The sequence below is a fragment of the Maribacter sp. 4U21 genome, assembly GCF_002742365.1.
Lineage (GTDB): Bacteria > Bacteroidota > Bacteroidia > Flavobacteriales > Flavobacteriaceae > Maribacter.
Genome location: NZ_MDGN01000072.1, coordinates 16603 through 36153, shown reverse-complemented (window position 1 = coordinate 36153; position 19551 = coordinate 16603). Strand labels below are relative to the sequence as shown.

General features: G+C 38.5%; 20 protein-coding genes. 5 read left to right on the top strand and 15 right to left on the bottom strand.

Annotated features, from left to right (window positions below; translation table 11 throughout):
* Positions 1 to 3: 3 nt before the first annotated feature.
* Entirely contained in the window at positions 4 to 564 is a 561-nt protein-coding gene (locus BFP77_RS14100) for an AAA family ATPase (RefSeq protein ID WP_099574661.1), read from the bottom strand.
* A 90-nt stretch (positions 565 to 654) separates the two neighbouring features.
* Between BFP77_RS14100 and BFP77_RS14095 the strand changes: the two genes are divergently transcribed.
* From BFP77_RS14095 to murA, 3 genes are all read left to right on the top strand, one after another.
* Complete coding sequence (locus tag BFP77_RS14095; RefSeq protein ID WP_099574660.1) at positions 655 to 942, top strand: DUF493 family protein; 288 nt, start codon at positions 655 to 657, stop codon at positions 940 to 942.
* A gap of 84 nt (positions 943 to 1026) precedes the next feature.
* Positions 1027 to 1680: a DUF4290 domain-containing protein gene (locus tag BFP77_RS14090; protein WP_099574659.1), complete on the top strand. Its 654-nt coding sequence runs from the start codon at positions 1027 to 1029 to the stop codon at positions 1678 to 1680.
* A gap of 16 nt (positions 1681 to 1696) precedes the next feature.
* Positions 1697 to 3004, top strand: a complete 1308-nt coding sequence (gene murA, locus BFP77_RS14085) for a UDP-N-acetylglucosamine 1-carboxyvinyltransferase (protein WP_099574658.1) — start codon at positions 1697 to 1699, stop codon at positions 3002 to 3004.
* A gap of 4 nt (positions 3005 to 3008) precedes the next feature.
* Here murA and BFP77_RS14080 read toward each other — a convergent pair whose 3' ends face one another.
* From BFP77_RS14080 to BFP77_RS14050, 8 genes are all read right to left on the bottom strand, one after another.
* On the bottom strand, positions 3009 to 3422 hold the full coding sequence (locus BFP77_RS14080; RefSeq protein ID WP_099574657.1) for a hypothetical protein: 414 nt from the start codon (positions 3420 to 3422) through the stop codon (positions 3009 to 3011).
* Between the two features lie 6 nt (positions 3423 to 3428).
* On the bottom strand, positions 3429 to 3812 hold the full coding sequence (locus BFP77_RS14075) for a DoxX family protein (RefSeq protein WP_099574656.1): 384 nt from the start codon (positions 3810 to 3812) through the stop codon (positions 3429 to 3431).
* Positions 3797 to 4183 (bottom strand): alkyl hydroperoxide reductase, encoded by a 387-nt coding sequence (locus BFP77_RS14070; protein WP_257212974.1) that lies wholly within the window; start codon positions 4181 to 4183, stop codon positions 3797 to 3799. Before BFP77_RS14070 ends, BFP77_RS14075 begins: the two co-directional genes overlap by 16 nt.
* Positions 4180 to 5178 carry a pirin family protein gene (locus BFP77_RS14065; protein WP_099574655.1) on the bottom strand — a complete coding sequence of 333 codons (999 nt, stop codon included), beginning with the start codon at positions 5176 to 5178 and terminating at the stop codon, positions 4180 to 4182. The genes BFP77_RS14070 and BFP77_RS14065 overlap by 4 nt, the downstream gene beginning before the upstream one ends.
* Positions 5179 to 5234: 56 nt before the next feature.
* Complete coding sequence (locus tag BFP77_RS14060; protein WP_099574654.1) at positions 5235 to 5678, bottom strand: VOC family protein; 444 nt, start codon at positions 5676 to 5678, stop codon at positions 5235 to 5237.
* A gap of 35 nt (positions 5679 to 5713) precedes the next feature.
* A complete protein-coding gene (locus BFP77_RS16865; RefSeq protein ID WP_126591565.1) occupies positions 5714 to 5881 on the bottom strand; it encodes a Lacal_2735 family protein in 168 nt (55 codons plus the stop codon).
* A gap of 20 nt (positions 5882 to 5901) precedes the next feature.
* Complete coding sequence (locus BFP77_RS14055) at positions 5902 to 7329, bottom strand: amidohydrolase (RefSeq protein WP_099574653.1); 1428 nt, start codon at positions 7327 to 7329, stop codon at positions 5902 to 5904.
* A gap of 77 nt (positions 7330 to 7406) precedes the next feature.
* Entirely contained in the window at positions 7407 to 8882 is a 1476-nt protein-coding gene (locus BFP77_RS14050) for a cryptochrome/deoxyribodipyrimidine photo-lyase family protein (RefSeq protein WP_099574652.1), read from the bottom strand.
* Positions 8883 to 9238: 356 nt separating this feature from the next.
* Between BFP77_RS14050 and BFP77_RS14045 the strand changes: the two genes are divergently transcribed.
* Positions 9239 to 10219, top strand: coding sequence for a DUF6340 family protein (locus BFP77_RS14045; protein WP_099574651.1), 981 nt, complete (start codon positions 9239 to 9241; stop codon positions 10217 to 10219).
* On the opposite strand, the gene BFP77_RS14040 is transcribed toward BFP77_RS14045, so the two are convergent.
* Genes BFP77_RS14040 through BFP77_RS14030 form a run of 3 tightly spaced genes read right to left on the bottom strand, consistent with a single transcriptional unit; the run spans position 10216 to position 12719 of the window.
* On the bottom strand, positions 10216 to 11523 hold the full coding sequence (locus BFP77_RS14040) for a cryptochrome/photolyase family protein (RefSeq protein ID WP_099574650.1): 1308 nt from the start codon (positions 11521 to 11523) through the stop codon (positions 10216 to 10218). The two genes, BFP77_RS14045 and BFP77_RS14040, sit on opposite strands and share 4 nt — an antisense overlap.
* Before the next feature lie 2 nt (positions 11524 to 11525).
* Positions 11526 to 12218: an SDR family NAD(P)-dependent oxidoreductase gene (locus BFP77_RS14035; protein ID WP_099574649.1), complete on the bottom strand. Its 693-nt coding sequence runs from the start codon at positions 12216 to 12218 to the stop codon at positions 11526 to 11528.
* A gap of 3 nt (positions 12219 to 12221) precedes the next feature.
* Positions 12222 to 12719 carry an SRPBCC family protein gene (locus tag BFP77_RS14030; RefSeq protein WP_099574648.1) on the bottom strand — a complete coding sequence of 166 codons (498 nt, stop codon included), beginning with the start codon at positions 12717 to 12719 and terminating at the stop codon, positions 12222 to 12224.
* Positions 12720 to 12909: 190 nt separating this feature from the next.
* On the opposite strand from BFP77_RS14030, the gene BFP77_RS14025 reads away from it, so the two are divergent.
* A complete protein-coding gene (locus tag BFP77_RS14025) occupies positions 12910 to 13755 on the top strand; it encodes a DUF2911 domain-containing protein (RefSeq protein WP_099574647.1) in 846 nt (281 codons plus the stop codon).
* A 54-nt stretch (positions 13756 to 13809) separates the two neighbouring features.
* On the opposite strand, the gene galK is transcribed toward BFP77_RS14025, so the two are convergent.
* From galK to BFP77_RS14010, 3 genes are all read right to left on the bottom strand, one after another.
* Positions 13810 to 14973: a galactokinase gene (gene galK, locus BFP77_RS14020; protein ID WP_099574646.1), complete on the bottom strand. Its 1164-nt coding sequence runs from the start codon at positions 14971 to 14973 to the stop codon at positions 13810 to 13812.
* Positions 14974 to 15061: 88 nt separating this feature from the next.
* Positions 15062 to 16861 carry a sodium:solute symporter gene (locus BFP77_RS14015; protein ID WP_099574645.1) on the bottom strand — a complete coding sequence of 600 codons (1800 nt, stop codon included), beginning with the start codon at positions 16859 to 16861 and terminating at the stop codon, positions 15062 to 15064.
* Positions 16862 to 16972: 111 nt separating this feature from the next.
* The gene (locus tag BFP77_RS14010) at positions 16973 to 19504 is read right to left on the bottom strand and encodes a PIG-L family deacetylase (protein WP_099574644.1); all 2532 of its coding nucleotides are present in this window, start codon (positions 19502 to 19504) and stop codon (positions 16973 to 16975) included.
* Positions 19505 to 19551 lie beyond the last annotated feature (47 nt).

The window sequence follows — 19551 nt, the reverse complement described above, 5'->3', positions numbered from 1 at the left end:
GATCTATTTTTGGATGTTATGGAGAATAAAATTCATCCTTTCGGCTATACTGGCAAAGGGGACTTTAATAATATTATATCCTAAGGCCGTGTATGTTTTCTCAAGGTGATGGTGTATTTCGGTAGCCTGTGCATAATTTTCTAACCGCTCATTGTCTTGAATGTATATTTCTCGCCACGGTGGTAAGATAAAGATTTGGTCGTACCTGTTCTGCTGACATATCTGAGTAAAATCTTGTTCATAAGACTGGTCAAAATAATCCATATAAGCTAGCACATCCGGCATTCCTCTATCGTAAAAAACTATTTCCCTATCTAGTTCTTTAGCCTTTTTATATTGATTTAGCCTCCCATGGAGAAGATTAATATTGAATGATTTTGAATCATCTACAAAAGCAATTGGATTGGTGCCCGGTGTATCTAGATTAAAATCTTTTTTAGCTTCAAGCGTCATACTACGTATGATTTCATGAAAACAATAATGTCCAGAAGATTCAAGGGCATTTATGATCACGGTTTTTCCCGTTCCAGGACCACCCGTTATTACAATTCTCTTTTGCTCCAAATTCTTTATTTATGGCTACAAAAATAGACAAACCCTATAGCATTTAAAAACTAGTGGATTCCTCTTATCTTTGCACTTAAAATTGATACGATGGCCGATAAGAATACAGAGGAATTTTATACACGTTTAAAGGAGCAGTTATTAGACAGTAGTTCGTGGCCCTCTAACTATCTCTACAAGTTCATTGTTGCTTCCGATGAAGATAAAATCAAACAAATACACAAAATTTTTGATAATACGGGAGCGGTTATCGAATCTAAAAAATCCAAAAAAGGGAAATACACGAGTGTATCCATTACGGTAAATCTTGAAAACCCTGATCAAGTAATCCAAAAATATAAGGAAGTAGGCGCAATAGAGGGGGTAATCTCCTTGTAAAATAGTATTTCAGCTATAATTTTCTTAATTTGCGAACGTTATTAGAATATTTCTTCAAACAATTTTAAAGTAAAAATTCCCAATTTGGATATAGTAGAACACCTAGAATATAATACGGAGCGTCCACATTTGATTATTCCGGAATATGGTCGTCATTTTCAAAAGATGGTAGACCATGCGGTCTCAATAGCCGACCCTGTAGAAAGAAACAAGATTGCTCAATCCATTATCAGTGTAATGGGAAACCTACAACCCCATCTAAGGGATGTCCCAGATTTTCAACACAAATTGTGGGATCAGTTATTTATTATGTCCGATTTTAAATTGGATGTAGAGTCTCCTTTTCCCATAACCTCTAAGGAAGTATTACGTCAAAGGCCAGAGCCTTTGGAGTATCCTCAAAATTTTCCGAAATATCGTTTTTACGGAAATAACATCAAAAGAATGATTGACGTTGCAGTGAGTTGGGAAAAAGGCGATAAGCGTTCAGGATTGGAATATACGATTGCCAATCACATGAAAAAGTGCTACCTGAACTGGAACAAGGATGTGGTCGATGATTCGACCATTTTTAAACATCTTTTTGAACTTAGCGATGGCCAAATTGATTTGGCTGCCGATGGTGAAAGCCTTACCGATAGTGGACAGTTCCTAAAGAATAGAGTAGCCAAAAATCCAAGGTCTAGCTCCAATAAAAAAAATCAAAGAAATAATAATCGCGGTAAAAAACGCTACTAAATCTCTTCTAATATAGATGGGAACATTCAGAATAGAAGGTGGTCACCAACTTTCAGGTGAAATAACGCCTCAAGGGGCCAAAAACGAAGCTTTACAAATCCTTTGTGCAGTACTTCTTACTCCGGAAAAGGTATACATACATAACATACCGGATATCGTAGATGTGAACAAGCTTATTGCCCTTTTAGAGGATTTGGGCGTTAAGATTCAGAAAAAAGGCAAAGGTTCTTATACTTTTAAAGCGGACGATATCAACTTAGATTATCTGCAATCCGATCAGTTCAAGAAAGACGGCAGAGGACTTAGAGGTTCTATAATGTTGGTTGGTCCTTTATTGGCAAGATTTGGTAAGGGATACATTCCGAAGCCCGGTGGGGACAAAATCGGTAGGCGCAGGTTAGATACCCACTTTGAAGGTTTTATCAAACTAGGCGCTAAATTCAGGTACAATCGTGAAGAATATTTCTACGGAGTGGAAGCTAAAAAACTAAAAGGAACTTACATGCTTTTAGATGAGGCTTCGGTAACCGGGACCGCTAATATTGTTATGGCGGCCGTACTGGCGGAAGGGCAGACGACTATTTATAATGCTGCCTGTGAACCCTATCTACAGCAACTCTGTAAGATGCTGAACCGTATGGGAGCTAAAATTTCCGGTGTAGGCTCCAATCTTTTGGTGATAGACGGTGTTAAAGAATTGGGTGGTACGGAACACACGATGCTTCCCGACATGATTGAAATAGGTAGCTGGATAGGTCTTGCTGCAATGACAAAGAGCGAACTTACCATCAAAAATGTAAGCTGGGACGATTTGGGGCAAATACCCACGGTTTTTAAAAAGCTGGGAATTCAGCTAGAACGAAAAGGTGATGATATTTATATTCCCGAGCATAAAGACGGATATGAGATACAAAACTATATAGATGGTTCTATCTTAACTATCGCAGATGCACCTTGGCCTGGATTAACGCCAGATTTATTAAGTATTATTCTCGTAATGTCCACGCAGGCTAGGGGAGAAGTGGTCATACATCAAAAAATGTTCGAAAGCCGTTTGTTCTTTGTGGATAAATTGTTGGACATGGGTGCTAAGATTATTCTTTGTGATCCGCATAGAGCTGCGGTTATGGGACATGATTTTAAATCTAGTCTAAAGGCGACGACCATGACTTCACCGGACATAAGGGCAGGGGTATCATTGTTGATAGCTGCACTTTCCGCAAAAGGTACTTCTACCATCCATAATATTGAGCAAATAGACCGAGGTTATGAAAATATAGACGAACGTTTACGTGCTATTGGTGCTAAAATTACGAGACTTTAAATTATTAAAGAATATTATTCCAAACAGAGAGCATAAATAGCACCGTCCATAGGGCAGTTCTAATCCAGTTACGTTGTATCAGTTTTTCCACGGAATCCGCTACTTTTTCACCTTTTGAAATATTGTTGTGCAGTGGTACGAACTGGGTGAAGGTCGATAACCAGACCAATACCACTAGAACTGCACTACAATAGGTAAAAATTTCTTGAGTTTTATATAGTTGATAAGCTACCACAAATACTTGGGTGAACATCAAGGGTATGACAATACTTGCTAATCTTTTGGTGTATATCCTGTGCCATGGAAGTAAGTTTTCGTGTGTGTATCGTGCAAAGCTTGGATAAATGATGAGTTGTACCATCCAAATGAGTACTACCAATCCAAAATCACCTAACATTCTTATCAAGTTTACGGTCATAACGATTTAATTTTTTGAAACAACATAGGCCCAGTACATGAGTAAGGGATGAATTAAGAGTAGTCTACCCCAAGAAACCCATTCGGGAACACACAATCCATCTTCAACGCAAGAACCCTGTGCTATAAAAAAGATATGGGAAGGTATCAATACTATTAATAATAATACAATGGCGTAACAAGCGAACTTTCTATATTTAGGAGATAAGACTATACAACCTAAAATTAATTCTATACCGCCAACGGTATAATTTATAAGATAAGGTTGGGGCAGGTAATCGGGGATAAGTTTTAAATAAAAGGAAGGATTTATGAAGTGATATAAACCTGCACTAATATAAAATACGGCCAACGTAGTAGTAATGGCTTTTTTAGTCAGGTCAGCTTCCATTTATACTCGTAGTGTACTTTTTTTAGAATAAGAAAGAAGGGAATCCACCATATAAAATCGTTGGTTATTAAGGTGTAAACAAATTCAAACGGGACAATATCTTGCAGGTAGTTGAACAAGAAGCCAAGAGGACCAAAAATTTTTCCAAGAAAACCTACCGCTACAATGGGCCAATGTCTCAAAGGGTCATAAGAAGCCCACCAGTAACCTAGGCCGTATACGCCAATAACCATTCCCATTCCTTGCCATACCATAGGATGATTTAAAGGTTCCATGCCTACAATGTCAAAAAAGTGATTGGGAAAAAGTACTACCCATGCACCCCATATTATATTGTATACCGCGGCAAGTTTCAAGGTAGTTTTCATCATTTTTCAATTATAGTACCATCAGGATATTTAGCAAACCTGCCTTTGTCTACATCATGTACATAATCCAGGTAGCGCCAAGGCCAACCGCCAAATTGTGTCAATTGGTATTCTTGCATCGCTTTTTGTATTTCATCATCGGAATTCATGACAAAAGGACCATATTTGGCCACTGGTTCCGCTATTGGTTTCCCTTGTAAAAGCAGGAGAGAAGCAGTTTTATTCTTGGCACTAATGACAACATCCTCAACTGAATTCAATTGAATACCGTGATTTGGCATCATTTTTTGATTATCTATCTCAATCGCTTCCCCTTCATAAAAATATAAGGTGCGACTTAGATTTTGAGAAGCTTTTGGCAAAATAAAATTGCTTCCAGACTCGATGTGAATATTCCAGATGGCGACTTCGTTCGTTGTTGTAGCGGCCCAAGAATCTGGTGCAGGCTCGGGCGCGTCAGTATCTTTAAAACTGCCTGCAATCACTTTTATACGAACACCTTCTTGCTGTAAAACAGGAATATCTTCGTGCCATAACATCTTAAAATGCGGCGTCACAAATTTATTTGCTTTTGGCAGGTTAAGCCATATCTGAAATAACTCTAGCGTATTTTCCTTCTCGGTGTTCAATAGTGGAAACATTTCGGAATGTTGTACTCCGCTCCCGGCGGTCATCCATTGTACATCGCCTTGGCCAAATCTTCCGGCGGCACCTAGGGAATCCGAATGGTCACAAAAACCTTTGTTGACAATGGTAATGGTTTCAAAACCTCGGTGAGGATGTGCGGGAAAGCCTGGAATGCTTTCTCCATGATACATACGCCAGCCATCTTTCAATGTAAAATCGTTTCCTAAATTTCTACCTTCCAAAGAGGCGTCTGGTCCCATTTCGCCATTGCCCCTTGGATAGTGGTCCAAATGATAAACACAGAATAAAAACGGGTCTTGCGTTTGCCAAGGAAAACCTAGTTGAAAAATTTGTTGAATGGGACTACTCATATTTTAAGTTCAAAAATCAATCTAATACTTGCAACTTCTGCTTTTTGATATTAAGTTTAATGTTGGGCGGTATTAATTTCAATCCAATACTCATCCGGGTCTTGAATATAAATTTGTTGTACTCCATCTGTTCTCGTGGTAATCGCGTTCTCTTTTCCGGGCCAATCCCAAAATTTGATATTGTTCCTTTTAAGATTGCCTATGACGCCATCTAAATCTTGGGTCGCCAAGCATAGATGCATAGATTTATTTTTTTCAAAGGGAGCGAATTCCTTTTGAATAAGATGTATCTGAGATTTTCCACTTATCGTAAACCATCGAAATCCTGGTTTTTTATCCGGATGCGGGGTTTCCACTAATTTTAAAATAGTACCATAAAATTCTGCGCTCTTATCTACATCTTCTACAACAATCGCAAAATGGTCTATTTTGAAGTCAAAAGACTGTGCCGAAGCAGTGAGACTAAAAATTAGGGTAATAAGTACGCTGATTTTTTTCATAAATGTTTCATCTAAAAGGTAAAGGGCCGATGTATTTATTTTTCTAAGGCGTCTATTTCTTTTTGAACTTTGTCCGCTTCGGCATATTTACCATCACTAGCGGAGCGATTGCTCTTCGAAAGGTCAAAGGCTTCCTTCATTAGTTTTTTATATTTTTCTTCTAATTTCTCTTTTTCTGATTTCTTTTTAAACAATCCGAACATAGCTATTTTTTTATAATTAATTAATTTCCATTGATTGGTGCAGGACCATCAATCATTGGTTCGTAAACTTCATCTCCTTTTCTAGTCTTAAATTCCTCTTTCACTTTTGTCACCATTTTTGGATTTTCAAACAAATCCAACATGGTCATACCCATTGCTTTAGCGGCATATACCATTCCTTTATGGCCTATGGACATTCCGCCACAGGCGACCACTGCCCATGAGTGCCAAGGAGTATCTTTAGGAGCTACGGTTACCCCAAGGTTAATGTTGGGAACATTCCAACTCACATCACCAACATCCGTTGAACCGCCACCTGGAGTTTCCTCGGTCTCTTTTAAAGGATATATTTTACTGTCCATACCCACTTCTGGTTTTCCCGTAGCCTTTTGTATGGCTTTGCCAAATGCCGTTTCTTCTTCGGTGTAGGTGATAGGACCCAATAATTCTAAATTCGCTTGCATAATTTCACCTCCAGAGCGGTTCACCAAGGTTTCGTAGATACCGGAAACCAAGGAGATTTTATAATCTACATCCGCCATAATGGCTGCACCTTCCGCCATTTCCTTTACTCGCTCATAAGTGGGTAACATTATCTTACGTTTTGGGTCGCGTACACGAACCCAAAGTTTAGCATAGTCCGGTACAACGTTCACTACCTGTCCGCCATCCTGAATATGATAGTGTATTCTAGAACTTGGAAGTATATGTTCTCTATAGTAGTTGATTCCTGTAGTATAAAGCTCTAAGGCATCGGAAGCACTTTTTCCGTTCCATGGGTCCGCGGAGGCATGAGCAGTTTGTCCATAGAACTCTACTATAAAATCAATTAGCGAAAGACCGCTTTGCACATCCGCCTCAATAACTGCTGAAGGGTGCCAGCTAATATTTACGTCTACATCGTCCCAAAGCCCGGCTTTTACCATCCAGACCTTAGCAAAGTATTTTTCTTCCGCCGGAGTTCCTAGAAATTTAACCGTACCTTTTATTTCACCTGCATCCATCAACTCTTTTATCGCAATGGCAGCACCAAGACTTGATGTGCCGAACATGTTATGACCGCAACCATGACCCGCTGCACCTTCTTTATAAGGTTCTTTTACAGGCGTGGTTTTCTGTGATATACCAGGAAGCGCATCAAACTCCCCCAGTATGCTTATAACTGGCTTTCCAGAACCATAGGTAGCGATAAAAGCGGTCGGGATATCGGCAACGCCACGGGTGACTTTAAGTCCATTTTTTTCCGCATAATCCGCCAAAATTTTAGAAGAACCTTTTTCATTGAAGGCTGTTTCTGCCAATGCCCAAATAGAATCACTTATTCTAATGAGTTCGTTTTTGTGATTTTCGACAGAAGCAATAATGGCCTTCTTGTTTTTAGATAATTTTTGTCCTGTAGCAAGGAAGCAGGATAATAAAATCAAGGTGGTTATAACAGTATTTTTCATTCTTTAGGTTTTTTTGTTACCATAATTTATAGTGCACCTAAAGATAATCAAAGTAGTTCTAAATATGCACCGAATTCTTAGCTGTGTTCATCCCAAACCGGTCTTCCTGGGAGTGTATGCTTTTTAACGATTCTTTTACTCTCTATTTGGGTATTTTTATTTTTTTTGAACGCATATAATGCGTCTCCGGCAAATTTTCGCATCGTTTTTAAACAAACGATAGGTTCTGGATAGTCTTTTCCGATAGTGAAACCTAAAAACCCCTGTTCCATTAATGGAATTTTCCATGGTTCATGTAGGTATGCTACGGGAAGGTCCTTCAATTCAGGCACCCATTTTTTAATAAAAACACCCTCTGAATCATGTTCTAGACTATTTTTTATAGGATTATAAATACGTATAGTATTAACACCTGTTTCTCCAGATTGCATGTTCAATTGCGGAAAATGTATTCCCGGTTCAAAGTCAAGAAAATTTTTGGCCAAATGTTCCGTACAATCTTGCCAAGGTTGCCAGAGCAGATGCGTGAAAAAAGACGCCAGCATGGCACGTAACCTAAAGTTTATAAATCCTGTTTCCATTAAACAGCGCATTGCTGCATCAATTAATGGCACCCCCGTTCTGCCTTCTCGCCACGCTTTTTGTAAGTGGGGTTTTCTTTCCTTTTCTAGTTGATGGTACCCCTTGTTAAGACTTCTGAACTCCATCTCACCCTCCATTTCAAATTTTTGAATAAAGTGTGCCTGCCATCGCATACGTGAAAGAAAAGAATTTAGATTACGTTTGTTTTCCGTCCTCCCTTTATGTCCCGCAGCGTATTGGCATACCTGCCGTGTGGACAGATTACCCCAGGCAAGATATGGCGATAGTCTACTACTATAAAGCCTTGATGTAGCTGGTTTTGAGTAATTATAGTTGTATCCTTTAATACGTTCTTTTAAGAAAGAATCCAGATATTTCACGGCATATTCAGTACCTCCTTTTTGAATTTTTGAGTTGGCGGGTGTTATTAAAGAGACGGGAGTAAAATGTTTTGCTATTAAGTCATCAATCTGAGTGATGCTATAGAATGTACCCACTTCCATTTCGGGCTTAAATATATTCGCATTAATAAAGGAAACCCAATCCTCTTTCCATTTTTTTCTATCTCGTCTTCCTCTAAAAACACCGTTTTGAGTACTTTCATCCCAATGAACCTCATTTACCTTACACCATTTTGATACGGCGATATCCCTGTCGTACGTAATGCGCATTCCTGTCTCTTGATATGAAAATAATCGTTCAATTTTGGTTTGTTGATGTAGGGTTTTAAATGTGTCTAAAATGGGTGTGTCCAAAACCAAAATCTTAGTGTTATAAAAACCTAGTTGGCGTTGTAAATCTTGGAGGCTTTGCTTTATGAAGTTGATATGTTTGCTGCTGTAATGGGCATCCTGTGTCCACAGAGGTTCAAAACTATATAGCAAAAGTATAGGTAGTCCTGTATTAATGGCCTTTACGAGCGGTTCGTGGTCCAATAGCCTTAAATCTCTTTTGAACCAAACAACTACCATAATAATTCAACTTTTATGCGACTTAAGGAATTTGGCCGATGGTTTATACAAAGGACCATAACTTTGTATAAATATACTATGATAGGTTACAAGAAAGAAGCTCTTTAAAAGTTCTTTTTTTCCTATCCCTGAATTTCAAGTGAATCAAGGGCAAATCAGTGAACGCCATGATTAATGCCTGTTTCTCTAGATGACAAGGGTTTTATTACTACTCGTGATTACAATTTATCGATGTATTATCCGTTAGTATTCAATTAATTACAGTTAATTATTTGGTGTTATGAAAAATCTATTTCAGTTATTTACGTTCATTGCTTTTATTTTTAAGAGCTTGTAGTGCTACCAATCGTTTAACCATGGGGGTTACGGAACCAGCTAGAATTCCTTTGGATTCCGATATTACTAAAATCGGAATTATTAATAGAAGTATTCCCTCCGAAGGAAATAAGGTAGTTAATGAAATAGATAAAGTATTATCCTTAGAGGGAAAAAATTTAGACAAGGAAGGCGCCGAGGCAGCCATTAGAGGATTGGGCAACGAATTGACTAGAGGAGAACGTTTTGACAAAGTTGAAATATTAACAGCTATCGATTCTCAACGAAAAGGTCTCGGAGTATTTCTGGCTGCACTCCCTTGGGATACCGTGGAACAGATTTGTAAAGAGTATGATGTGGATATCTTATTTTCATTAGAGTTTTATGATACGGATACAGCGGCAGATTACGAATTGAGTATGGTTACCATACCTAATAATTTAGGAATAGACGCTAAGGTCCCTGGACATAAGGTGCAATTGAATACAGTCATAAAGAACGGCTGGCGCATTTATGACCCTGTGGGGAGTGTGTTATTGGACGAGTACGTTTCTAAGAACTATTTAACTTCAAGGGGCGCAGGGATAAATCCAGTTAAAGCCATTGAAGCCGTGATCGGCAGAAAAGAGGGCGTACAAGAAATTAGCAGCAATTTAGGTAACCAGTACGGTTTACAGACAAAACCGTTAAGAAGGATAGTGGCAAGGGATTATTTTGTTCGTGGTACGGATAACTTTTCTATAGCCAGAAGAAGGGCGCAAACTGGAGATTGGAATGGTGCTGCCGATTTATGGGAACGTGAAATTAACCATCCCAAAATGAAAGTTGCCGGACGTGCCTACTACAATATGGCTATTATAAATGAGATAAACGGTAATTTAGAGAAAGCCATTGAACGGGCCTCCAAGGCCTATTCCGATTATGGTAATAATATGGCGCTGGGCTACGTAAATATTCTAAAAAGAAGAGTTGTTGACCAAAGGCAATTGAACAATCAGTTATCAAGTCTAAATTTTGACTAGCTCACGGCTTCTTTGTAGGTTTTTAAACAGCGCTCTCGTGCCATTTTATGGTCTACCATCTTATCCGGGTAACTTAATTCCTGTATTTCTGGAACCCACTTATTAATGTATTCCTTTTGCTTATCAAACTTATCAATCTGCGTCATGGGATTGAAAATTCTAAAATACGGAGCAGCATCTACACCGCTACCTGCTGCCCATTGCCAATTACCAACATTGGCACTCATGTCATAGTCCAGTAGTTTTTCAGCAAAATAGGTTTCGCCCCAGCGCCAGTCAATTAGAAGATGTTTGCACAAGAAACTGGCCACCAACATACGTACGCGGTTGTGCATATACCCAGTGGTATTGAGCTCTCGCATTCCTGCATCGACCAGTGCATAGCCCGTCATCCCATTTTTCCATTTTTCAAATTCATCCTCATTGTTACGCCATTCTATGCGGTCATATTTTGACCGAAACGCTTTGTTTCGGGTGTGGGGAAAATGCCATAGAATCTGCATAAAGAATTCCCGCCAAATAAGTTCGCTCCAAAAGACTTCATTTTCTTCGGCAATAGCTTTTTTCATCATTTTACGTACCGATACTGTTCCGAATCTTAGATGTGGACCAAGTCTTGAAGTTCCGTTTTCTATTGCGGGGTAATTGCGTGTATCCTCGTAATTATTGATTAGAGTAGGGGTTACGTTATATGAAGGGACTTTTATCTTTGAGGTTTCAAAACCCATGTCGGGTAAAGAAAGATTCGGTAGCCTTGAGTGTTTGATGAGATTACTCCTGTATGGACTTGTATAATGTACCGTTAAGTGGTCTGCGTTGAACTGGGATTTCCATTTATTCTTATAAGGGGTATAAACCACATACGGTTCTCCATCATCTTTTACGACCTCACTTTTCTCAAAGATCACTTGGTCTTTGAAGGTATGAAATGAAATGTCATGTTCATCAAGAGAATTTTTTATCTCTTCATCACGCTTTTTAGCATATGGCTCGTAATCGTGATTCGTAAAAACCGCTTTAATATCATATTCTTTAATAAGACTATTGAACACCTCTTGAGGTTTGCCATGATATAGCGCAATAGAACTATCGTCATTCTCCTGCAAATCTTCCCTCATACTCTGGAGTGTCTCATGTATAAAATTTACACGAGGGTCGTCTTTAGGCAGATTATCTAAAATTTCAGTATCAAAAATGAATATTGGAAACACTGGATAGTCACTTTTAAGTGCCTGCAAAAAACCAATGTTGTCATCAAGACGCAAGTCTCTTCTAAACCAAAAAACTGAAACTTCTTTACTCATATTTAGGAAATATTCAAGGTAGACATTCCGCCATCAACTCCTACGATTTGACCGGTCATCCAGGTGCTATCATCACTTAGTAAAAATAAGGCAATATTGGCAATGTCCTCAGGAGTTCCCACTCTTTTAAGCGGATGACGCTGAGACATCATTTCAACTTTTTTGTCATTATTTAAAAGACGCCCTGCTAAAGGAGTATTGACTAAGGAAGGTGCCACTACGTTTACCCGCAACTTTGGTGCGTACTCGGCAGCCATGGATTTTGCAAATCCTTCTATGGCTCCCTTTGCCGCCGCCACACTCGTGTGGAAAGGCATTCCTGTTCCTACGGCTACGGTACTGAAAAAAACCATGCTACCGCCTTCCGCCATTTTACCAATGATGGTTTTTACAACGCGCACCATACTAAAAAAATTTAGGTGCATATCTTCCTCAAAGGTATCTAAACTCATCATTTTAAATGGTTTTAGATTTATACTTCCCGGGCAGTACACAAAACTGTGGATTTCATCAGGCATCTGGGTCATATCCAACTCGTCCGTTGTAGCGTCAAAGGGAATATGAGTTACCTCTAAGTCATCTAGCTTTTCTTTAGTACGTGAGGCAATGTAAACATTATTGTTGTTTTGCAATTTTTTAGCCAAGGCATGTCCTATGCCATGTGAACCTCCTATTAAAAGTATATTTTTCCTCATAGTCTAAAATGATTTATATGTTATCGTTTTCGGTGCACCCTCAACGGTTCCGAATAACTTGATTAGCTTTTTTTCTCTAAATTCAAAAATTTTTTTCAACTGATTTTTAACAATAATCGGATGTGCTATCTGTCCTAGAACACCAAGAGGAATTTTATAATCTATGATATCTTCCATTTCCACCCCGCCATCAATTTCCTTAATAAAATGCTTGTGATGCCATAAAGCATAGGGACCGAAACGTTGTTCGTCTACGAAATAATCACCCTCCTTAACCTGAGTTATTTCTGTAACCCATTTTGTGGTATAACCAGGAAATGGAGATACTTTGTACTGAATTATCTGTCCTGGAAACATGGGCCTATCTGCACCCGATAGAATGGTAAATTCCATATGTTCTGGAGTAATGACCTTGAGATTACCTGGGTCTGACAAAAAATCCCATGCTTTGGATTTAGAGATGGGTAAGGCTTGTTTGGAATGTAACTGATACAGTTTCATAAATAAGTTTTCACAAATATATGTTCATTTATGTTTAGCAAAAAATATAATTAGTTAAACAAAATCTAATATATACCTTAGACCCTCATAAGGCGTTGAGGCATATGGTTTTACTTATTTAAGACTTTCTTAACTAATGTAGCCTAGGTTTATCTTTAGTTTTGTAACAACACTAAAAATCAAACATAATATGAATAAAGTAGTACTTTTTTTATTAGCAATTGTTGCTTCGTTTTCCTTGGAAGCACAGATTGAGACACCAGCTCCTAGTCCGGCATCTAAGTTGATGCAAACCGTTGGTTTAACAGAAGTCATGGTAGACTATTCTAGACCTTCTATGCGTGGCAGAGCTGTTTTTGGCGAACTGGTTCCTTATGGGAAATTATGGAGAACAGGCGCCAATGCTTACACTAAAATAAGTTTTGATACGGATGTTACCATATCCGGTCAAGAAGTAAAATCAGGAACGTATTCTATCTTTACTAAACCAGGCGAAAAGAACTGGGAAGTGTTCTTTTATACTGATACCCAAGGTGGAGGAACGCCTAGAGAGTGGGACGATGCCAAAGTCGTAGCAAAAGCAACTGTGCCTGTTTATCAGATGGATATGCCCGTGGAGACTTTTACCATTACTATTGATGATGTAAAGAGTAACGGTGCCAATATCGGTATCATTTGGGAGAATGTATACGTGGCTATTCCTTTTGGAGTTCCTGCGGATAAAGCGGTGATGAGCAGCATTGATAAAGCTCTAGCAGGACCTACTGCTGGAGATTATTATACGGCCGCCGTGTATTATTCCAGTGAAAATAAAGACATAAACAAGGCCAAGGAATGGATGGACAAGGCTATGAGTATGACCGAGAAGCCAGCCTTTTGGCAGTTAAGACAGCAGTCTCTTATTTTAGCGAAAGCCGGAGATAAAAAAGGTGCGATCGAAGTTGCGAAAAAATCATTGATGGGAGCTGAGGCTGCTGGTAATGATGATTATGTTAAGATGAATAAAGATTCTTTAAAAGAATGGGGGGCTAAATAAAACCTTCAAACTTCAAACAAAAAAACCTGCTATCCTAAAAGGAATGCAGGTTTTTTATTTCGATAAATCCAATAACTGAAGGCCTTCATCGACCTGCAAATGATATACTTCTGCTTCTATTCCCATTTCAGATTTGTATTTGGACAAAATTGATTCAATACTTTCATTTAATAGGCTGGTCTTCATTAAATTAATAGTGCAACCGCCAAATCCACCGCCCATCATCCTTGCGCCCATTATACCTGTTAATTTTTCACTGGTGCTAACGAGGTAGTCTAGTTCTTTTGTGCTAATTTCAAACTCTTTGGACAAAGCCCAATGTCCTTCCAATAAGATTTTACCGATTTGCTCAGGTTGACCTTTATATAAGGCGGTTTTCATTTTTAGAACTCTGTCATTCTCTTGTAGTACATAAAAACTACGTTTATAACCTACAGGAGATACTACATTCCTTATTCTTTCTAAATCTGCCAATGAAACATCGCGTAAGGACTTTACTTCTTTTCTAAACTCATTTACTTTAGCTACTACTTTTTCACAAGATCTCCTTCGTTCATTATAGGCTTCGTCCACTGCCAAGTTGTGCGTAATATTAGAATTAATAAGTACCCAACTGTAGCCTTTAATATTCGTAGGCACATATTCATATTTTAGACTTTTACAGTCCAAGAACAGCACATAGTCTTTTTTACCGAATAATATGGCGTATTGATCCATTAGGCCGCAATTTAAACCTATTCGGTGTTCCGCTCTTTGAGCAATTATTGCAATTTCTTCTTTTGAAATACCTAAGTCCAATACTTCTGAAATACCATATATAAAACCGCAACACAGCGCTGCGGAAGAAGAAAGGCCGGCGCCTATGGGTATATCGCCACCAAAGACGCAATCAAAACCTTTTAATGGATATTTTCTTTCGATTAATATTTCAAGAATAGATTTAAAGTAATTTCCCCAAAAAGAGTTGAAAGGTCTATTATTTCCCTCTACATCGAATATGAGGCGTTCTGGTTGTATTATAAAGGTTTCTACATGAATAGAGTTGGATTGATTTGTTTGAATAGCAAAATATACTCCTTTGTTTATGGATGCGGGTAAAACATAGCCCAAGTTATAATCTGTATGTTCCCCGATTATATTTACCCGACCAGGGGCTTTTATCAAAAGAGGGTCGCTATTGTAATTGGCCTTAAATGCTGATTTTATTGTTTCTACCATTGTACGTATTAAATAATTATCTTGACAATTAAACCTCGGGACAGTTAAAGGAATGATTTCTAAAGAAGATTCAACTGATAAACTTACCCTAATTAGAAGTTAAAGGTTTGCTCAACATACGGTCAAAGATTTCGAATACAATGGCTATGGTCATTACCAATGCACAACCAATAAAATTCAACCATAAATAACCTAATTTTTCTTCGCCAGATGGGTAAATATGTATTAGGTTATAATAGACCACGCAGACAATTAGCTGAGTGAGTAAAGCCGCAAAGAAAACTGCATTTCCCCGAACGAACTTCACAAAAAACGCTAGAAGAAAAATACCCAAAACATTACCATAGAATATACTCCCAATAATATTCACCAGTTGTATTAAATTATCAAAAAGGCTGGCAATACAGGCAATTAGGATTGCTATTATACCCCATAGTAGCGTGAAACCCTTTGAAGCACGAACGTAGTGTTTTTCGGTTAGCACTGCATTTTTATTACCCTTGTAATAGTCAAAAGTAATGAGATTAATAAAATAGAGTACGCGATTCCCTAAGGACTTGTTTCTCTTGTAAATATCCAATGCCGTAATGGTTCCAAGAGCGTTTAATTCGGAGGCTGTAGAGGACATAGCGGCTGAAAGGATAACGGCTAATAATAGACCGATTAAACCTTTGGGTAGGTTATTCAGTATAAAATGAATAAAAACATAATCCTTATCATTGGTCTCTACCGTTTCATCTGCTTGGGCTATGAGTTTTTTTGCGGCGACCCTGTTTGCACGATCTTTTTCGTTGATTTTAATAATCTGTTGTTTGGCGACTTCAACCGCTGCATATTCCTTAATTTCTAAAGCAGCGGAAAAATTGTTTTGTGCAATTCGCTTTTCTGCTTCCAATGAAACTTGACCTTCTTGCAACAGTTTATAATCTTCTGCGTATGTTGAGCTCATAACCGCTTGGGTTGCAGAGGGATTAAAATTTAATGGAGATGGATTGTATTGATAAAACACAAAAACCATAACTCCTACCAATAGGATAAAGAATTGCATGGGTATTTTAAATATACCATTGAAAACCAACCCCAGTTGACTTTCTATTATAGATTTACCAGAGAGATAACGTTGTACTTGGCTTTGATCTGTTCCAAAGTAAGCCAGAGCAAGGAAGAGTCCACCCGTGATACCACTCCAGAACGTATATCTGCTAGAGGTGTCCATACTAAAATCGAGGACGTTTAACTTGTTGCTAGCTCCTGCTATTTTCATTGCTTTTGTGAACGTAATGTCGGATGGTAAATAGCCGAGGATAAAAAAGAAAGCGATGAACATGCCGGTCATAATAATGAACATCTGCTGTTTTTGAGTGACACTTACTGCTTTTGTACCGCCCGATACGGTGTATATGATGACCAAGGTGCCAATAATGATATTTAAGGTTCGTAAATCCCAACCCAGTACAGCAGATAAAATAATGGAAGGTGCAAAAATGGTTATCCCGGCAGCCAAACCCCTTTGGATAAGAAATAATATAGCCGCCAAGGAGCGTGTTTTAAGATCGAACCTACTTTCTAAAAATTCATAGGCCGTGTATACCTTCATTCTATGATAAAGTGGTATAAAGACAAGGCAAATGATAATCATGGCCAATGGAAGTCCGAAGTAAAATTGAACAAATCCCATTCCGTCATGAAAAGCTTGTCCGGGGGTAGAAAGGAATGTTATAGCACTTGCCTGTGTTGCCATTACGGATAGACCTATAGTCCACCACTTAGCTTCGTTTCCTCCTCGAACATAGTCATTTACGTTAGTACTTCCTTTGGTTCTCCAAACACCATAAGCTACAATAAAGAGTAGGGTGCCACAAAGAATAGTCCAATCTAATATTCCCATATTACGTGAATGATATCATTAAATAATAGAATATAAGAATATAAATAAGATTAAGAACAAGCACAAAGGAGTATTCTTTTTTCCAGGTTTTATTTTCGTCCTTTTCTTGACTCATCCTTTTATTTGGTCTTTGTTTTCTAATTTATCCTTTCCGACGGATAACATATTCGAGAATAACTTATACGCTCCAGGAACACCGGCGGGTAATTCTCTAAAAAAGCTAAGGCCTGTGTAAATATAATTCCCTTCTCCGTAAGGAGCTATTAAAAGGCTTCCTTTTTTAAGGCTTTCCCCTTCATCTTTCATCTGTAGAATTGGCGTAAATTCCTTGCTCCACTTATTCGGAAAATAAAGTCCCCTTTCCTGAACCCATCCATTAAAATCATCTTCGGAAATCTTATTGGGATAATTAACTAGGGAATGATTTTTTGCAATAATGGCAACTTCTGAGTTTTCATTGGTAACACGATCCCTAGAAATTTGAAGGTCGTACGGAGCTATATTCTCAAATTGGTTGTTCCACCTTCCCGCTGTGTTGTACTGTACAATAACGTTACCTCCGTTTTTTACATAATCCAGTATGTACTTTTGCTTAAAACTTAGTTCTTTGACCACGTTGTAAGCCCTAATTCCTAAAACGACTGCATCATACTTCTCCAAGGTGTTTTCAGAGATGTCATTTGGATCAATTTGATGGACATTATAACCTATTTGTTCCAAACTTGTTGGAACGGCATCGCCTGCACCCATGATATATCCAATATGTTCTCCTACCTTTTCGATATTTAACCGAACTACTTTAGCTTCTGAAGGTAATAAGATAGTTTGGGTAGGAACGTGATCGTAGTCTATGGTCACTAATTCCTTTGTGATCTCCGCGCCATTTAATTTAATAATAGGGGAGATATAACTTTCATTTTCTGATTTGGGCGGACTAAGGGTGAAGAATACCGTTTGTTCATCTCCTTTTTTAGCTATGCTAAATTCTTTCGTCTCCTTATCCACATTCCATTCGTTGTCATAACAGAATTGCACAAGGCCAGAAACGTTATCCTTGTGAGCCTTTATGGTAACAGGAATTTCTTTTGGCGTATCGTTCGCAAAGATAATTACTTTGTCGCTAAAACTGGCCGTGGCCTCTGGAACTATTTCAAAAGGTCGGTAAATCTCCCCTTTATCCGGTTGCGCATATTTATACACTATACTAGCGGTTATGGGTATGTTGACACCTTCAAAAGCGAGGTTGAACGTAGCATTGAAGGCTCTTGGTGTTTCAGGAAGCCCAATTAAATCCTTATTAGTAACCTTGTAGGTGCCTAAGGTGCCGTTCTCCAGCAGCCAATAAGGACTGGTAAAATTGGTGTTTTTTGGAATTGTAAATTCCGTAGTGCTTTTTACCATCACGTTTTCTTTCAACTCTGATGATGTGTCCGCTATGAATTGCCCATTTATTACAACGGATTCCAAAAGTATATTGTTCTCGCTTCGGTTTAAGGCTTCAATATTCACGGATACGACTTCGCCTGGATTGGAACTAGCATTATTAACGAAGGCTTGTAAATGAAGACCGGTGATCGCAGCGATTATTGTTTTTAACTCCTCTGATTTTAAATTTTTCCAATGTTCGTTGCTTACTTGTTGTAATAGGTTGTAAGCCTTAGTGAGATCAGACAGATGAATGGCTGGATTTTTAAAATTGAAATTCTGCTCTACCTTATTTAAAAGAGCACCAATTGCTTCGCCTCCCTCGATTCGTGACCAAGTGGTGTTGATGCCTTCAAATAAATTATTCTTGTCTTTTGGCAAATCACCCTTAAGAAGTTCAACATATTCCGGCTGCGATCCCCTGGAGGTAATCCTACCGAAACCTTGGCATAAATGTTGGCTACTGGCTAATGAAGCTATTTCATTGTTGGATTTTCCTAAAGTGGGATAAAATACACCAACGTCAACATTCAATAGCTTTGATTTATCCGCTTTTTCAAATTTCTCTTGACTTCCGTAAAACCACCAAGAGGTATTAAAAAATAGACGTTGCGGTTGCCATAGTTCCGTAGACTTTAATCTTTCTGGAAATGCATTAGGATCATTCGCCATATCAAAGGCTTCTACACTCAACATGGCCGATGCTGTATGATGGCCATGCGTGGAACCTGGACTTCTGTGGTCAAACCTATTGATAATAACGTCCGGTTTAAATTTTCTTATGGTCGTTACGACATCTCCTAGGATGGTGCTCTTGTCCCAAATTCTCAGTGTCTCCTTTGGATGCTTGGAATACCCAAAATCATTAGCACGGGTAAAAAACTGCTCCCCACCGTCCACTCGTCTTGCTGCTAAAAGTTCTTGGGTACGAAGAACTCCTAAAAGTTCCCTAAGCTCTGAACCAATTAAATTTTGGCCACCATCACCCCTTGTTAAGGAGAGATAGCCGGTTCTTGCGTGAACGTTGTTAGCCAGATACGAAATTAGCCTTGTGTTTTCATCGTCTGGATGCGCGGCAATATATAAGGCAGTGCCCAAAAAGTTGAGTTTTTGTACGGCATGATAAATGTCTGATGAATTCTGGTTTCTTGGTGTTTGGGCAGTAACAAAGTTTGCTAGCAGAAAACTAAAGGTAAAGATTGCCACAAAGTGTCGCATGGTATGGATTTTAGTGTACTTTCAAAGATAACAAGATTAACACCCTA

What these genes read in the sequence shown, in the direction of transcription:
- BFP77_RS14075 (WP_099574656.1), bottom strand. Translation starts at nt 3,812, where the DNA reads ATGGAAGCTGACCTGACTAAAAAAGCCATTACTACTACGTTGGCCGTA.
- galK (WP_099574646.1), bottom strand. Translation starts at nt 14,973, where the DNA reads ATGGTAGAAACAATAAAATCAGCATTTAAGGCCAATTACAATAGCGAC.
- murA (WP_099574658.1), top strand. Translation starts at nt 1,697, where the DNA reads ATGGGAACATTCAGAATAGAAGGTGGTCACCAACTTTCAGGTGAAATA.
- BFP77_RS14060 (WP_099574654.1), bottom strand. Translation starts at nt 5,678, where the DNA reads ATGAAAAAAATCAGCGTACTTATTACCCTAATTTTTAGTCTCACTGCT.
- BFP77_RS14045 (WP_099574651.1), top strand. Translation starts at nt 9,239, where the DNA reads ATGGGGGTTACGGAACCAGCTAGAATTCCTTTGGATTCCGATATTACT.
- BFP77_RS14055 (WP_099574653.1), bottom strand. Translation starts at nt 7,329, where the DNA reads ATGAAAAATACTGTTATAACCACCTTGATTTTATTATCCTGCTTCCTT.
- BFP77_RS14015 (WP_099574645.1), bottom strand. Translation starts at nt 16,861, where the DNA reads ATGGGAATATTAGATTGGACTATTCTTTGTGGCACCCTACTCTTTATT.
- BFP77_RS14035 (WP_099574649.1), bottom strand. Translation starts at nt 12,218, where the DNA reads ATGAGGAAAAATATACTTTTAATAGGAGGTTCACATGGCATAGGACAT.
- BFP77_RS16865 (WP_126591565.1), bottom strand. Translation starts at nt 5,881, where the DNA reads ATGTTCGGATTGTTTAAAAAGAAATCAGAAAAAGAGAAATTAGAAGAA.
- BFP77_RS14030 (WP_099574648.1), bottom strand. Translation starts at nt 12,719, where the DNA reads ATGAAACTGTATCAGTTACATTCCAAACAAGCCTTACCCATCTCTAAA.
- BFP77_RS14025 (WP_099574647.1), top strand. Translation starts at nt 12,910, where the DNA reads ATGAATAAAGTAGTACTTTTTTTATTAGCAATTGTTGCTTCGTTTTCC.
- BFP77_RS14040 (WP_099574650.1), bottom strand. Translation starts at nt 11,523, where the DNA reads ATGAGTAAAGAAGTTTCAGTTTTTTGGTTTAGAAGAGACTTGCGTCTT.
- BFP77_RS14095 (WP_099574660.1), top strand. Translation starts at nt 655, where the DNA reads ATGGCCGATAAGAATACAGAGGAATTTTATACACGTTTAAAGGAGCAG.
- BFP77_RS14070 (WP_257212974.1), bottom strand. Translation starts at nt 4,183, where the DNA reads ATGATGAAAACTACCTTGAAACTTGCCGCGGTATACAATATAATATGG.
- BFP77_RS14080 (WP_099574657.1), bottom strand. Translation starts at nt 3,422, where the DNA reads ATGACCGTAAACTTGATAAGAATGTTAGGTGATTTTGGATTGGTAGTA.
- BFP77_RS14010 (WP_099574644.1), bottom strand. Translation starts at nt 19,504, where the DNA reads ATGCGACACTTTGTGGCAATCTTTACCTTTAGTTTTCTGCTAGCAAAC.
- BFP77_RS14050 (WP_099574652.1), bottom strand. Translation starts at nt 8,882, where the DNA reads ATGGTAGTTGTTTGGTTCAAAAGAGATTTAAGGCTATTGGACCACGAA.
- BFP77_RS14065 (WP_099574655.1), bottom strand. Translation starts at nt 5,178, where the DNA reads ATGAGTAGTCCCATTCAACAAATTTTTCAACTAGGTTTTCCTTGGCAA.